Here is a 13,251-nt window from a genome sequence, read left to right as displayed (position 1 = left end):
GAGATTAGCTGTCACGGTTGTCTGGGGTTACTGTCAAGTCTGGTAGTAGTCGAGCCCTTCGAAGAACTTGACGGTAACCGTAGCTTTGATAGTTTCTCGCGTCACCGATGGTTCGCCAACCAACACGCTGAACTTCACCCCGTTTTCACTGGACACCCGCGTTAGCCGGAGGAGCTAGGCCTGGTCCTAGGCATACGCCTATGTCTGAGATGTTTTCGAAGGTGGAAGTCAACACCGGCGTTGCCGTGCTGGCGTCGGTTTACGATGGCTTCCACGGAACTTTCATCCAGCGCCGGTTGGAGGTTGGTACGCCAAGTGACACGGGTGGAGCAACGGACGATCGGCGGAGCTGGTCGACCCGATAGCGATTTCGCAATCGATGCGAAGAAGGAACCAACATATGGTCGCGTCTTTGCGCGGAGTTTCCATTTCAGCTTTCCTGGGATCGATCGCATGGATGCGATTGCATAGACCATGAGCCGTTTCCATATTGGCCCGCGCGTCGATGCTTTTCGCGACGTTCTCGCCTTCACTGGCAGCCACTGGAGCTGGCAGCCGGCCCGGGTCGCAATTATCATGATCGCGATGTTCGCCTGCACATTGGCTGACGTGCTGACGCCGCTCTATACGGGCCGGCTGGTCGACGCAGTTGCGAACGGAGCTGCAACGGAGGCCGTCGCATGGCATGCCGCGCTTGCCGCGTTCTACATGCTGGTTGGGCTCGCACTCGGAGCCATTGTTATGCGTCACGTTGCCTTCACCTGCATCATCGATCTGACGCTGAAGATGTTGTGCGGCATCTCGAGCGACGCATTTGATCGGGTCCAGCGCTTTTCGACCGATTGGCATGCCAACGGTTTCACCGGCTCGACGGTACGCCAGATCACGCGCGGCATGGGCGCGCTCGACCTATTGAACAGCACGATCCTCATCGCGTTGTTCCCCTCGCTCATCATGCTCATCGGTTCGGCCGTGCTGCTCGGTTGGCACTGGCCGATGATGGGCCTTATCATTGCCTGCGGCTCTCTCGCCTATGTCGGATTGACGATCACGTTATCACTCAGATATATCGCGCCGTCGGCGAGCCTTGCGAACAGCTGGGATAGCAGGCTTGGCGGCGCGCTCGCCGACGCGATCAGTTGCAACCCGGTGGTCAAAGGCTTCGCAGCCGAACAACGGGAAAACGAGCGCCTCGCAAAGGTCATCGCGAAGTGGCGACGTCGGATGCGTCGGAGCTGGGTGCGTGGAGCGATCAGCGGCACGATGCAAGGCGTAACTCTGCTCGCGCTCCGGGCGGCGGTGATCTGCTATGCCTTGCTTCTGTGCTCACGCGGCCAGGCAACCGCGGGCGATATCGCCCTGGTGCTTACCTCTTTCTTTGTGCTGCAGGGCTACCTGCGCGACGTGGGCATGCACGTCCGCAACGTGCAGCGCTCAGTGAATGATATGGAGGAGCTGGTCTATATCCAGAGCCAGCCGCTCGACATTGCTGATTGTCCCGAGGCTAAGCAGATCCGGATCATGAAGGGTCGCATCGATTTTAAGAAAGTCCATTTCCACTATGGAAATGATGGATTGCCGCTCTTCAGGGACTTCTCAGTGTCGATAAAGGCCGGCGAACGGGTCGGTCTGGTCGGCCCCTCCGGCTCCGGCAAGACCACATTTGTGAAGCTCATCCAGCGGCTTTACGACGTGAACGGCGGTCGGATCCAGATCGATGAGCAAGACATTTCGAAGGTGACGCAGGCTTCGCTGCGCTCTCAGATTGCGGTTGTGCAGCAGGAATGCCTCTTGTTCCACCGAACGCTAGCCGAGAACATAGCTTACGGCCAGCCCGGCGCCAGCCAGGCCGAGATTGAGGAGGCAGCACAACTCGCCAGCGCGCATGAATTCATCGCGCGCCTGCCGAAGGGTTATGGTACGCTGGTCGGTGAGCGCGGCATAAAGCTTTCCGGTGGCGAGCGCCAGCGGGTGGCGATCGCGCGCGCCTTCCTTGCGGACGCGCCGATTCTAATTCTGGACGAGGCAACCTCGAGCCTTGATACGGAGTCGGAAGTGCTGATCCAGAACGCGATGGAGCGGCTAATGGTCGGGCGCACCACGCTGATCATCGCGCACCGGCTCTCGACGGTGCGCGCGCTCGATCGGCTACTCGTCTTCGATCGCGGCCGTATCATCGAGGAGGGCGACCACGCCGCGCTAGTTCATCTAAACAGCGGCATCTACCGCCGTCTTTTCGAGCGGCAGCGCTGGAGCGTGGCTAAGGAGCTGCTTTGAGGCCGATGCGAAAGGGTCGGATGAGGCGTGATTCACTCGTTTTTGCGAGGGATCTCAACGGTTTTGTGAGGCGCGGCGACGGGCTCGTGAGTCCGCGGTATGAGCTCCCACGTCCGCGGTCATCAACGTGCGTGGCGGATCCTGCATCCACTATCGGCGCAACGCCTCGACGGCTCCGCTGGGATATCAAGGTGAGAGCCACGGAGAAAGTCCTCGGTCTCGCGGCCGCTTCGCGACGGTCCGAGCAGCGGACGGCTCTGATCGTCGCGACTGTGCCACAGGATGAGCTTCAAAGGAACTCCTTGGTGCATTGAGGCGCGAAACTAACCATGGTGCAGCGGTTTCGCCCGATCCGCATCCCTGTGACGCTCGCTGCCTTCTTCGCGCATGTCGTGTTCCCGACTGTTCGATTGGTCGTGTTCGCAACGTGATGGTCGAGCGGCCCGCTGCACGTGCCCTGTCAAGCTGCAAATGCTGCGCGCGGTTGGCCCGAGGCTTGCGTCTCCTGCGTTCTCGGCAGCAGCAGTTGCTGACCGGCAAGAGTGCGAGAGGAGAAAGCATGGAAAGCGATGTATCAGCCTATGGCGTGAACGAATTGACGAAGCATGTGCGACTTCGGGAGGTCACGACGTGATGCCGCCCCACTGTCACCCCGGTGATTGGAACGTCCCAGGCTGCCCGGAGCTCAATAACTAAGCGCAAACATTTTGGCGAGCCGGTGAGCGGTACGCGATACCGTTCACCGTCTCATTTCAGTCCGATGAAATTACAGACGTAGTGAAGTGGACCCTATGCTGAGGACCACCGGGTCTGGTTTCTTAAGTGGAGCTTGCTGCCGTTCGTTCTTGCCAATACTTTACGCTACTGTTGCTTGCTGCTGTCGTGGCTGTGGGGTTTTGGGCACGGGGCGGGTTTTTCACGCTTCTCGCTTGCGAGAAGCGTCATATCCACAGCCTCTTCGCCGAATGCGCCGGTGACACCTGCCCGCCAGACCGCCATCGGCGCGCGGTTTTCCAGCGCCTGATGGGGGCGCTGGAAATTGTACAACAAGGCTCAAGAACGCCCACAGGACCGTTCTTCGCGAGGTTCTTTATCGACATCATCCCTGGTTTGGTCGCCGAGTTTGCGTTCATGGAAGGGTCGAGAAGGCTGATGATGTCGCTTTACGCTGCTCTCTTGATGGATCGCAAGCGGATCGATGGTTGGAGGTTCCAGCATGGATGTTCGATCGAGCAGCATGCCCTCACGCTGAACCTTTGACAGCTCAGCCGTTTGTCAGCATTGACGCACTTGCGGCGCTCTCTGCGCTTCTCGATCTGGCGTTGAAGGATCGAACGCCATCAGCTGCCCTGCTTTCTGGCGCATCCAGAGCTTCTCACGACCAGAATCGGGGAGAGACTCATGTGGCAGACGGCAGTGCCAGGGAGCGGATACCGACACGATCGACAACCGCGGCCGCAGCAGCAGATGGATCTGTTCGGGGGTGGCCTGCCGAACGGCGCCATCGGCGCGCCCAGATGGCTGGATCTGCCAGCAGAAGCGCGGGCAGCGCTCACGAGCCTGATGACGCAGTTGATTCTCGACCATGCTGCGATGACGGCGACGTCGCGCGCGAAGGAGGTCGATCATGATTTCTGACAAGGTCAAGCCTTATCATCTGGAGCGCAAGGCGATTCTTTACGTGCGTCAATCCTCGGCCCATCAGGTGTTGCACAATCGCGAGAGCAGCGCGCTGCAACACGCCATGCGAGACCGGCTGACGGCACTCGGGTGGTCAGAAATTGAAGTGATCGATGATGATCTCGGTCGTTCGGCCGCCGGCGGCATAGAACGCGCCGGATTCGAGCGAATGGTGGCGGAGGTTTGCCTCGGCAAGGTTGGTGCGGTTTGCGCCCGCGAGGTCTCGCGCTTCGCCCGCAACAGCCGGGATTGGCAGCAACTCATCGAGATGTGCCGCGTGGTCGATACCGTTCTGGTCGATCAAGAGACCATCTATGCGCCAAGGCACGGCAACGACCGCCTGCTGCTCGGGCTCAAGGGCAGCCTCAACGAGTACGAGCTGGATCTGTTGCGCCAGCGCTCGCTCTCGGCCCGCTACGAGAAGGCGCGCCGGGGGGAGTTGGTTGTGACAGCGCCCGTCGGCTTTGTGAAGGCCGGCGACCGTTACGAGAAAGACCCGGATCGGCGTGTCCAGGAAGCGATCAAGCTGGTGTTCGACAAGGTCGAGGAACTGGGCAGCGCGCGACAGGCGCTCTGCTGGCTCCACGAGTACAATCTCGATCTGCCGGTGAAGCAGACTAACGGCGACACGGCCTGGCGGCGACCAAACTACTCTGCCATCCACCGGATCATTGAGAACCCGGTCTACGGCGGCGCCTATGCCTATGGTAAGACGGCCGTGGCGGCGGGATACAGCACCGCGGGCGTGAATGCAGCCGTAGCCCGCACTCCGCAAACCTCGCTTCGAGCGCCCGACACAAGTCACGCGCCTCCGCTTCACTCGGCAATGGCCTATGGCATCATCAGCATAATCGTTCAAATGGGACATCCGGATATTCTCGGCTCATCCACACATCGAACGCATAATGAAGAAAGAGATTCGTCAACAGCGGGCTGATGACAGCCCCTGCGGAGTTCCTCTTGTGCGCTTGACCAAGCTTCCATCCGGCATGCTCGCGGGCGCTTCCAGCCACCTTTGCAGGTAGAGCAAGACCCATTTGCAGTCGGTGTGGCGGCGCACGGCCTTCATCAGAAGGCTCCAGTCGATTTCGTCGAAGAAGCTCTTGATGTCGAGGTCGAGCACCCAATCGTGGCTCCAGCATCGACGCCGAGCCACAGCCAGTGCATCATGTGCTGATTTCCCTGGCCGATACCCATAGGAATCCATGTGGAAAACGGGCTCCAGGATCGGTTCAAGATAACGCTTGACCACCATCTGGGCGATCCTGTCCGAGACCGTTGGTATTCCCAACGGTCGCGTGCTGCCAGCTCCGCCTTTCGGTCTCGTATTTGAGCGAGCGCCACAGCCGCTCGATGAACACGTTGTCCATCCAGCGGCCGCGACCGTCCATCGAGATCCTGACGCCGGTGGCGGCCAGCGTGCCGATGAAGGCGGCGCTGGTGAACTGGCTGCCCTGGTCGGTATTGAATATCTCAGGCCGGCCGAAGCGCGCCAAGGCCTCTTCGAGCGCAGACACACAGAACGATGTGTCCATCGTGTTCGACAGGCGCCAAGCCAGCGCCTGGCCGTTCCTGGGCTCGCGGCGGATGACGGCGATGCTCAATGGCAAAGGCTGTCGCATCAATCGCAAGCGCGTGCAGCGGTTGATGCGCAAGATGGGCATGGCGGCGCTGGGACCAAAGCCCAGAACCACAAAGCCGGCGCCGGGACACAAAATCTTCCCGTATCTCTTGCGCCATATGGTGATCGACCGGCCAAATCAAGTGTGGGTGGCCGATATCACCTATGTGCCGATCGGCCAGGGCTTTTTATATCTGGTAGCGATCATCGATTGGGCGAGCCGTGCGGTGGATGTGCAACCCCGCTGTGATATGGTTGTTTGACGGGAGACGCCGACGATGCACGGCTCGCCGCGCGGGATCGTCGCTATATAGATCGCCGCCACGCCGAAAACGATCAGGTACTCCCTGTCCGCGCCATGTGGGATTTCAAGGTCCATCGTATCTGCACCCCCGATTGCCGTCGCTCATTGATCACCTTGCAATGCAGCGTGCAGTGCCGCCGCCGATGGCTTTCCCCGGCGGCGGGCTTCCTCGCCGACACCTGTTCGCGAGGCTTTGAGCAGCACTTGGCCGAGGCGCGCCCGCCCGATCCGGCTCCAGTCTCCAGCCGGCGCCGGCGCCACCATCCCGAGGCGGGTGACGAGCCTGCCAGAACCTGCTCGATCCAATGCGGCGCCACCTTGGTACACGGCTTGAAAGCAATACGCCGCCTCCGAGCGCGAGATCGAGCGGCGTGAGGAGGCGAGCGGCGAGATCGAGGGCGGCATGGCCGCGATCGTGGCCCGCCGCAACGGCGAAGCCATCCATACGCACGGCCCGCAGACCGAGCACTGACCATGACAAAAGGGAGAGTGACGTGAGCACTGAACCGATGCTGCAATTCTTCGCCTACGCGCACTTGAAGCCCGAGCTTCAACCAACCAGCGTCAAGTTTGCCGAGATCGTCGAGTGGCTAGTCTCGCTGCTGCCGCGCAATCCCGAGCGCACCGCGTGCTTCGCAAAACTGGTCGTATGGCTGCTGCCTTCATCGGTGCGCGCCCGCCAGGGCTGGACATTTGCCATCGCAACGATGATCGGATTAACGATCTCGACAATCTTCGCTATGACACCCGCGCCGGTAACATCGCCGATGCAATGCGGAATGGTCGCACACCGAAAGGCGTCGCGCATTGGAATGCGAAGATGACGCTCGAAAAAGCAGACGAAATCAGCGCCGCCTATGCCGGTAAACACGGAACGATGGCAGAGCTGGGTGACGATTTTGGCGTGACCGCATCGACTATTCATCGCGTCGTTCATGGGCCTGGAAATGAGGCGACGCGACTACATACCGCTCAAAACCCGGCTCGCGGCGACGCTCTGTGAGATACTGACCGATGACGGCACTGGGAAGCTTGTGAACGTCATCCCGCACGAGGACGCGGTGAAGATGATCGAGGATCAAGTGCTATCGCTCTTCCATTTCGACCACGCAATTTACCACGCGCAGGGCGGCGCGGATGCGTTCTGGAATTTGACGCCAACTATCCCCGAGCACCGCGAGAAGACCCGCAAGCGCGATATCACGCAGATCGCGAAGACCCGGCGGATCGAACAGCGCGAGACCGAGTTTCGCGCGCGGTTGCTCGCGAAGCATCGAGGCGAGCCGCGCCCACCGAGCCGGTGGCCGAAGCGCTCGTTCCCGAAACGGAAGGAGGCCGCATGACCCCGGAAAGGCGTTCGTTCACACTTCGGTGCCTTACGGCGACGATGGCAAGATGGTGCACGGCATCATCGCGCGGTGCGGCGCGCCGGGCTGCGAGGCCGAGATCCCGCTGCCCGTCAATACGATGCAGAACACACGCGGCGCGGACGCCGAGGTCGAATGGCGGTTCATCGCGCGCAAGCTGGGAGCCAAAGGCTGGCATGTCGGCCGCAGCCGAACCGCGCATCGGTGCCCGCGCTGCTTAAACGCCGCGAAATTCTCATCGATCAGGAAGGCCGAAGCCATGCAGAACGGGAACGCGATGAACGACAAACTCAAGGTGGAAAAGGACAACATGCGGGTGATGACCCGCGAGGACCGGCGCATCATCTTCGAGAAATTGAACGAGGTCTACCTCAACGACAAGGTCGGCTATGGCGATGGCTGGACCGACGAGAAGCTGGCCGTCGATCTCGGCGTGCCGCGGGCGTGGGTCAAACTGATCCGCGACGAGAACTTCGGCGACGAGGTCGGCAACGAAAACATTCGGGAGCAGATCAAGGAGGCGCGCGAGCTGATGTCGCAAGTCAAGGCGATTGAGCCGCGCGTCAGCGAGGCGCAACGGCTGCTCGCCGTGGCCGACAAGATCGAGAAGTCGCCGGCCGAGATCGCCAAGGTATTCAAATGACCGAGGGGCCCGCCGTCCTGGCAACGATGATTTGCAGGAAATGCCAACAGGAAAAGCCGGAGGTCGATTCCTACATGCAGGCCCGTGACGGTTATGCGCCCCGGCGGATGACGGTCTGCAAGGTTTGCCATCGGGCGCGCACCGCGCGGAGCACGCAGGAGCGACGCCGCAGGGCAAGGGAAACGAGGCTATGACGATGATCGAGGAAGTTAAAGTGAGCGCGATCGATACTGCGATCGGCCATCGGCTGGCGAGCGTCAAGGAGGCGTGCCGCTACGGGAAAAGGTTCGCACACGAAATGCTATGAACTGATCAATTCCGGTCGGATCAAGGCGAACAAATTCGACGCCCGGACCCTGATCGATCTCGATAGCATCGACGCCATGTATGCGGCGCTGCCCGATCTGGTGCCCAATTCCGGCGCCAAGTCTTAGAGGCTCGGACGGCCAACATCAAACTCGAGACCTGCAACAAGTTACGCGGATACCGATAGCGCGGCGGCGTGTTGCGAGAAAGTCGGTGACGCTCAACCACATCAAAAATCAAATCTAATTCAGTCGCCGTGGCGCATTTGGCCCCAGGGCCACATTAGATCGGCACCAACGATCATGGTAGGTGCTTCCAGTCCTTCTCAGCGATACTCGTTGGTAGCACCCTTGGGAGCCTCTTGGGGGGCCGAGGTGGTCAGGCTCGCTAATCCAAGGGCGAAGGCTGGCCACCCAAGTTTGCGCGCGTGGTAGGGACAGCGCCGACGTTCTCACTCGCCACGGCGTCGAGTCACGTCCGCGCTGCCTCCAGGTGCGCCGCAGAGCGGAGCAACCATAATGCCAAAGTTTATTGCCTCGTACGATCTGAAAGAGACCACGCCAGACCCGCACGAGGACTTTCTTATAAATGCGATCGCGTGCGGCTGGTCTCCCTGAATTTTTGGCCATGACGACACTCTATTTACTCTTCCGAACACCACCTTGCAGGGTTCATTTGTCGATCAAACGCAAGCGGTCGCAGCACTCAACGCCGCAAGGGCGGAGACGGAAAAAGAGCTTGGGTTCACGGTCATGATGGAAAAATGGATCGTCTCCCAATCCGTCATCAAGCCAGCCTTTGACTCCAACGAGAGAGTGAAGCCTGACTAGCAGCTAGGCGACATCTCGCTCTCGATACTCGATCTCGCCGATTGAAGCCGCTACGTTCCAGCGCGCAGCAGTTGGTCTAACCGGTCACAGCAACAGGCCAGCCCTATCACTACAAGGGGCTACTCCTTGCGAGCCCACCAAATCCGGTAGTTGAGGCGACCGCGGCAGATTTGCAGAGTACGGCCCGGCTATCGATCACAGGGGCGGTGCCGGAGCAAGCTTTATGGCTGGCGTTCAATACTTCGTCACGCGCCATAAAGGCCAATGGATGGTTGCGCTCAATTGTGAGTATTCCGGCCCGTACGCCACTGAGGAAGAGGCCATCCGCGTCGCCGTCGACGCTGCCTACAAGGAGGGAAACGCAGGACGCGACGCTCAGGTTCTAGTTCAAGGCCATGATCACAGGTTCAGAAACGAGTGGACATATGGCCGCGACCCATACCCACCCCCTAATCGAGCTCGGGCTGAGGGCTGAAGAAGTGAGCGACTACCCTAGCCGACGATGTGATCGGATAGTCTGCTGATGTGGCTATTGGCCCTTACCGAAGCTGCCGCGATACTGGATTGATGTCCGCTACTGATGAAAGCGGACATCAACTCGGCCCCGGGATCATCACGCGGTGCCACCATGCGACCGCGTGAGCCACACGCACTTCCAGACGGAACGATGCTACATTAGCTGAAACACTGAATTAGCTGCTGTCGGGCATCTCGCTCCCGCATCCACGGACGGAAGTCATGATAAGCCTCCCTTCATCGGACGAGTGGAGTTTTGGTGAGTTCGAACCGGAGTGGCAAGCTTATCTAGGTCGCGACATGCATTTCGACGAGATGGCCAAACGGATTGCCGACGTCGCAGTGGTGAACACAGGCTGCGTCGATACTTTGAGGGTAGAGAACCCCGAAGCACCAGTGGACACGACTTGGCGGGCTTGGTTCACGATCAGTCTCGCCGATGAACTCTGTCTAGCCGATCTCTTTTACAACGGTCGCGATGGCCTCCGTGGTCGTTACTGGCAGAGCGAAACCGAAGGTAATGCCGCGACAGCATTGATGATTGCCCTCCTTCGAGAGAAGTTGTTGCAATTCGCCGCAGAAAATATCTACAGCTTCGGGTCTGCGACTCTGGCCCATGGAGACATGGGACTCGTGGTTCGATCTCTGGAAGGCACTTCGGCGAAATCATGGGCCTACGAAGGCAAGAACCCGAACTACAAAGAAAAGCCGCGTCTAGTAGTGAAGCGGTGGATGAACAATAGCCCGGGAGGGAATTGGCGATGGGCACCCAAGGGTCCATTGCTCGACATTAAAGGCGCGTTCTTCACGCCCAACAGCAAGGAATACATCCCTTGGGATAAAAGAGAGCGTGCTTACAACATCCACCGGTATGGCTTTTCCTGATTCAATCCGTTCCCTTTTCTCGCCTCCAAAGACAGATTCCGTCGACGCGAGGATCAAACTTGCCCGGCAAATCATCGCGAAATCCAACTAAGCTAACGTCGGTTCGCACAATATCCCGGAGCTGAACCTTCCAATCGTCTCCTTCGCAGATGAAGTCGCCGAACGCCCAGTCGTGGTCCTTTATCTTTGGGCGCAGCTCTAATGCGAGGTCATGATCGCTGTCTGCCCTCGCCGTGCCGTTTGCTCTGCTACCGAACAGCCAGAGCGCCGCGACGGCGTTGGTGGCCTCGGCCCAATCCGCCAACTGCTGCGCTAATTCGCCATCAATCATGCAACAGTTCTTGATCAATCAATGTGGCCATCACGAAGACCGCTTTGGATCGCCTCTTCCAGAGAGTTCATGAGAGGCTCCCCTTCCTTGTTAAGGGCGTCGCGGGCCTCCTCCAACCTAGGCATCGGTTTGTCTGAGTGGTTAATCTGATGCTCGACCAATGCCTTCCAAGCAAGGTCCGATATCCTGTCGAATTTCTCCTTCATCTCGCGCGGCATGAATATCCCATTCTTGAGGACATATACGTGTGCCTCCCTGCACGCCGCGCGGGCCTGATCGTACCGGTGATAGAACACTGCATCGATGTAGTAATCGACCTTTTTTGCGGCGGCCTTGAGTTCATCGCGCTGCCACTTCGCGAGAAAGCTGCCTTCGAGGAATTCATCAAGCTGAGGATCAGTCATCCGGTCGAGATCAGGATACTGCTGAAAGGCCGCGATCAATGAGGTGACTTGGTTCTTACACTCGACCAACAACGCCCACGCCGCTGGCACTACGTCGAATTCGCGCTGGTGGAGCTTCGTGGTGCGGTCAAACATGGAATCTATTTTGAAGCGTAGGTTCTCCATTTCCACCTGCTGCACGTGCTTAAACTGTTCGAGCCTCTGATTAAACTTGGAAGTCAGCCATTTGTCGGCCAAATAGCGCAGAGGACCAAGAATGAGGGCCGCGGCACCGCCGCCCGCAACCAGAACAGCTCCAGCCGCTTTCAGTAGCAAGTCAAACCCGTCCATTTGCGCGTGCCCTCGCAAGGCCCCCGAATCAGGGCCTGAAGGGTGGCACAATGCAGGGTAGCAACGCGACTATCGGGGCGCTTGTCCCGGTTATTCACAGGGACGAAAAGGAAGTAGAGTGCCGAAGGGCGACGCCAGACAAGGGAATGCCAAATAATGATGGAGCCGGAAGAATACTTATATCTCAGCGCCCTGTCGCAATGGGTGCATGATGCGCCGCTCGACAGTGTGCAGAACACTCAGATCGCACGTATGGTGAAGGTGCTGAGACTGCTGGGGATCGACGATCAGAAGATGATCAAGCTGGAGAGGAACACGAAGCGCGGAGATGGCCGTTCACCTATCTCTAAAGATCGAAGCTGGATGAACCTTCCAAATGCACTTGGCCATGGCTGGTATTTCGAGGGCAATATGAGCTTGGTAGAAAAGAAGAAGATACTCCATGATCTCCCTAAGCTGGGGTTGGCTAGCCGGGAGTTCGCGAGTTGCGCCGAAGACTTCGTGTCGGGAGACTCGGTTAAAAAATACTGGCCTTCACACGAGGACGCCGTCCGGCTGATAAAGCAATGGAAACTCCCAGATGATCCCGACGTCCGTATGGAGGTGCGTGTGCGAACACCATCCGGCAACGAAGTCTGGATCGAGGCTAACGAATACTTTGAACAGATACGGAGGCAATGATCAGGCCGACTTGATCAATGGGTCTTTGCAGGATCAATCCTTACCAGCTTAGGACACATAGCAATGAGCAAGAAGAGTTTTTTAGAACGGTGGGCGAAGTTTCGAGATGAGATTTGGGAAACGGACCCGCACTATCGTGGGTTCATGGCGACACTTACCGAACTAAATGAGACGGATCGAGGAGTGGCGTTAGTTGCCACCTCCTTTCTCGACACGCTAATGGGGGACACCATCGCGGCCTTCCTAGTCGAAAACAGTAGCGCTGAGAAATTACTTGCCGGATTCAATGCACCGCTTGGCAGCCTCAGTACAAGGATTGCCGCATGCCGTGCGTTGGGACTTATAACGGACGAAGAAGCGAAGCAGAGTGAGAGTTTTCGTAAGGTGCGAAATGAGTTCGCCCACAGAATTGAGGTAACTTTCGAGAACGGAAAGGTGAAGGACCTCTGCAACAATCTGTCCGTTCCTGAATCGGTTAAGGACGCAAATGCACGGGCCAAATTCGCCAAAGCGTCGATGCTGCTATTATCCGCATGTTAAACAGGCCGAGTGAAGTCGGCCAGATGAGATTGAAGTGCGGCGATTGGGCAAATGTTGGTCCGGACAAAGCTGAACAGTCCCGATTGATAGAAAAAACCCGGCCAGCGATGGGCTGACCGGGTTTCATGGCATAGGGCGCTATCCTCGAACGGATGTCCGAATACATCGCCCGCGCGCAGGCGGCGTAGGTCGGGTACTGTCCAGAATCTTTCGCACTTTTGATCAGGCGACGGCTCCGGTTTCAGAGAGTTGTGGCTGATAGAGCGGTCGCATGTTCATGTAGCATTTGGTCGACCACACCGTTCCGGCAATGTGCCGCAGCCGGGCCGCCGCTAAGTTGAGACAGGATTGACCGTCGGGGAAGGCGCCGACGACACGGGTTCGTCGCCGGATCTCCTTCATGATGCGCTCGAGCGGATTGTTCGTTCGAATCTTCCGCCAATGGATGTCCGGAAAGGCATAGTAGGCGAGCGTCTCGTGAACCGCCTGCTCGACGAGATCAGCAGCTTTGGCCATACGGCTGGCCCGCAGATCCG

17 protein-coding genes and 2 pseudogenes are annotated in these 13,251 nt (G+C 58.7%); 14 read left to right on the top strand and 5 right to left on the bottom strand.

The window, feature by feature from the left end:
- Window positions 1-474: 474 nt before the first annotated feature.
- The 4 genes from GA0061099_RS35210 (at window position 475) to GA0061099_RS35195 (ending at window position 4,894) form a co-directional block, all read left to right on the top strand.
- Window positions 475-2,277 carry an ABC transporter ATP-binding protein gene (locus GA0061099_RS35210; protein ID WP_074448337.1) on the top strand — a complete coding sequence of 601 codons (1,803 nt, stop codon included), beginning with the start codon at window positions 475-477 and terminating at the stop codon, window positions 2,275-2,277.
- 822 nt (window positions 2,278-3,099) lie between these two features.
- Window positions 3,100-3,537 (top strand): hypothetical protein, encoded by a 438-nt coding sequence (locus GA0061099_RS35205; protein ID WP_141697734.1) that lies wholly within the window; start codon window positions 3,100-3,102, stop codon window positions 3,535-3,537.
- Window positions 3,538-3,678: 141 nt separating this feature from the next.
- A complete protein-coding gene (locus GA0061099_RS35200) occupies window positions 3,679-3,915 on the top strand; it encodes a hypothetical protein (protein WP_074448335.1) in 237 nt (78 codons plus the stop codon).
- Window positions 3,905-4,894, top strand: coding sequence for a recombinase family protein (locus tag GA0061099_RS35195; protein ID WP_245311234.1), 990 nt, complete (start codon window positions 3,905-3,907; stop codon window positions 4,892-4,894). The genes GA0061099_RS35200 and GA0061099_RS35195 overlap by 11 nt, the downstream gene beginning before the upstream one ends.
- Here GA0061099_RS35195 and GA0061099_RS42350 read toward each other — a convergent pair.
- Window positions 4,880-5,248 carry a reverse transcriptase domain-containing protein gene (locus GA0061099_RS42350; protein ID WP_244621016.1) on the bottom strand — a complete coding sequence of 123 codons (369 nt, stop codon included), beginning with the start codon at window positions 5,246-5,248 and terminating at the stop codon, window positions 4,880-4,882. The genes GA0061099_RS35195 and GA0061099_RS42350 overlap by 15 nt on opposite strands.
- A 31-nt stretch (window positions 5,249-5,279) precedes the next feature.
- Window positions 5,280-5,522: pseudogene (locus GA0061099_RS35185) on the bottom strand (transposase); the annotation flags it as partial.
- A gap of 1 nt (window position 5,523) precedes the next feature.
- On the opposite strand from GA0061099_RS35185, the pseudogene GA0061099_RS35180 reads away from it, so the two are divergent.
- The 8 genes and pseudogenes from GA0061099_RS35180 to GA0061099_RS35150 form a co-directional block, all read left to right on the top strand.
- Window positions 5,524-5,808, top strand: a pseudogene (locus GA0061099_RS35180) (IS3 family transposase); the annotation flags it as partial.
- Window positions 5,809-6,376: 568 nt separating this feature from the next.
- Window positions 6,377-6,706, top strand: coding sequence for a hypothetical protein (locus GA0061099_RS40660; RefSeq protein ID WP_141697733.1), 330 nt, complete (start codon window positions 6,377-6,379; stop codon window positions 6,704-6,706).
- A complete protein-coding gene (locus tag GA0061099_RS40655; protein WP_141697732.1) occupies window positions 6,703-6,885 on the top strand; it encodes a helix-turn-helix domain-containing protein in 183 nt (60 codons plus the stop codon). The genes GA0061099_RS40660 and GA0061099_RS40655 overlap by 4 nt, the downstream gene beginning before the upstream one ends.
- A complete protein-coding gene (locus GA0061099_RS35170; RefSeq protein ID WP_074448333.1) occupies window positions 6,818-7,225 on the top strand; it encodes a hypothetical protein in 408 nt (135 codons plus the stop codon). Before GA0061099_RS40655 ends, GA0061099_RS35170 begins: the two co-directional genes overlap by 68 nt.
- A 52-nt stretch (window positions 7,226-7,277) precedes the next feature.
- Window positions 7,278-7,892 (top strand): hypothetical protein, encoded by a 615-nt coding sequence (locus GA0061099_RS35165; protein ID WP_141697731.1) that lies wholly within the window; start codon window positions 7,278-7,280, stop codon window positions 7,890-7,892.
- Between the two features lie 968 nt (window positions 7,893-8,860).
- Entirely contained in the window at window positions 8,861-9,028 is a 168-nt protein-coding gene (locus GA0061099_RS41590; protein ID WP_158644907.1) for a hypothetical protein, read from the top strand.
- Between the two features lie 223 nt (window positions 9,029-9,251).
- Window positions 9,252-9,503, top strand: coding sequence for a DUF2188 domain-containing protein (locus GA0061099_RS35155; RefSeq protein ID WP_074448330.1), 252 nt, complete (start codon window positions 9,252-9,254; stop codon window positions 9,501-9,503).
- 263 nt (window positions 9,504-9,766) lie between these two features.
- Complete coding sequence (locus tag GA0061099_RS35150; protein WP_074448329.1) at window positions 9,767-10,429, top strand: hypothetical protein; 663 nt, start codon at window positions 9,767-9,769, stop codon at window positions 10,427-10,429.
- A gap of 1 nt (window position 10,430) precedes the next feature.
- On the opposite strand, the gene GA0061099_RS35145 is transcribed toward GA0061099_RS35150, so the two are convergent.
- Together GA0061099_RS35145 and GA0061099_RS35140 are read right to left on the bottom strand one after the other, a co-directional pair.
- Window positions 10,431-10,760 carry a nucleotidyltransferase family protein gene (locus tag GA0061099_RS35145; protein ID WP_074448328.1) on the bottom strand — a complete coding sequence of 110 codons (330 nt, stop codon included), beginning with the start codon at window positions 10,758-10,760 and terminating at the stop codon, window positions 10,431-10,433.
- Between the two features lie 14 nt (window positions 10,761-10,774).
- Window positions 10,775-11,494, bottom strand: coding sequence for a hypothetical protein (locus tag GA0061099_RS35140; RefSeq protein WP_074448327.1), 720 nt, complete (start codon window positions 11,492-11,494; stop codon window positions 10,775-10,777).
- A 156-nt stretch (window positions 11,495-11,650) separates the two neighbouring features.
- Between GA0061099_RS35140 and GA0061099_RS35135 the strand changes: the two genes are divergently transcribed.
- Both GA0061099_RS35135 and GA0061099_RS35130 read left to right on the top strand, forming a co-directional pair.
- Window positions 11,651-12,175 carry a hypothetical protein gene (locus tag GA0061099_RS35135; RefSeq protein ID WP_074448326.1) on the top strand — a complete coding sequence of 175 codons (525 nt, stop codon included), beginning with the start codon at window positions 11,651-11,653 and terminating at the stop codon, window positions 12,173-12,175.
- A gap of 63 nt (window positions 12,176-12,238) precedes the next feature.
- Window positions 12,239-12,715: a hypothetical protein gene (locus tag GA0061099_RS35130; RefSeq protein ID WP_074448325.1), complete on the top strand. Its 477-nt coding sequence runs from the start codon at window positions 12,239-12,241 to the stop codon at window positions 12,713-12,715.
- Window positions 12,716-12,937: 222 nt separating this feature from the next.
- Here the strand turns inward: GA0061099_RS35130 and GA0061099_RS35125 are convergent.
- Window positions 12,938-13,251, bottom strand: a 314-nt coding sequence (locus GA0061099_RS35125) for a transposase (protein ID WP_208604917.1), incomplete at its 5' end; no start/stop codon positions are given.

Origin of the sequence: Bradyrhizobium yuanmingense (assembly GCF_900094575.1) — a bacterium.
GTDB classification, from domain to species: domain Bacteria; phylum Pseudomonadota; class Alphaproteobacteria; order Rhizobiales; family Xanthobacteraceae; genus Bradyrhizobium; species Bradyrhizobium yuanmingense.
This window is presented reverse-complemented; position numbering and strand designations above follow the sequence as displayed.

What these genes read in the sequence shown, in the direction of transcription:
- GA0061099_RS35145 (WP_074448328.1), bottom strand. Translation starts at nt 10,760, where the DNA reads ATGATTGATGGCGAATTAGCGCAGCAGTTGGCGGATTGGGCCGAGGCC.
- GA0061099_RS35170 (WP_074448333.1), top strand. Translation starts at nt 6,818, where the DNA reads ATGGGCCTGGAAATGAGGCGACGCGACTACATACCGCTCAAAACCCGG.
- GA0061099_RS40655 (WP_141697732.1), top strand. Translation starts at nt 6,703, where the DNA reads ATGACGCTCGAAAAAGCAGACGAAATCAGCGCCGCCTATGCCGGTAAA.
- GA0061099_RS35200 (WP_074448335.1), top strand. Translation starts at nt 3,679, where the DNA reads ATGTGGCAGACGGCAGTGCCAGGGAGCGGATACCGACACGATCGACAA.
- GA0061099_RS35140 (WP_074448327.1), bottom strand. Translation starts at nt 11,494, where the DNA reads ATGGACGGGTTTGACTTGCTACTGAAAGCGGCTGGAGCTGTTCTGGTT.
- GA0061099_RS35210 (WP_074448337.1), top strand. Translation starts at nt 475, where the DNA reads ATGAGCCGTTTCCATATTGGCCCGCGCGTCGATGCTTTTCGCGACGTT.
- GA0061099_RS35130 (WP_074448325.1), top strand. Translation starts at nt 12,239, where the DNA reads ATGAGCAAGAAGAGTTTTTTAGAACGGTGGGCGAAGTTTCGAGATGAG.
- GA0061099_RS35195 (WP_245311234.1), top strand. Translation starts at nt 3,905, where the DNA reads ATGATTTCTGACAAGGTCAAGCCTTATCATCTGGAGCGCAAGGCGATT.
- GA0061099_RS35135 (WP_074448326.1), top strand. Translation starts at nt 11,651, where the DNA reads ATGATGGAGCCGGAAGAATACTTATATCTCAGCGCCCTGTCGCAATGG.
- GA0061099_RS35165 (WP_141697731.1), top strand. Translation starts at nt 7,278, where the DNA reads ATGGTGCACGGCATCATCGCGCGGTGCGGCGCGCCGGGCTGCGAGGCC.
- GA0061099_RS35150 (WP_074448329.1), top strand. Translation starts at nt 9,767, where the DNA reads ATGATAAGCCTCCCTTCATCGGACGAGTGGAGTTTTGGTGAGTTCGAA.
- GA0061099_RS35155 (WP_074448330.1), top strand. Translation starts at nt 9,252, where the DNA reads ATGGCTGGCGTTCAATACTTCGTCACGCGCCATAAAGGCCAATGGATG.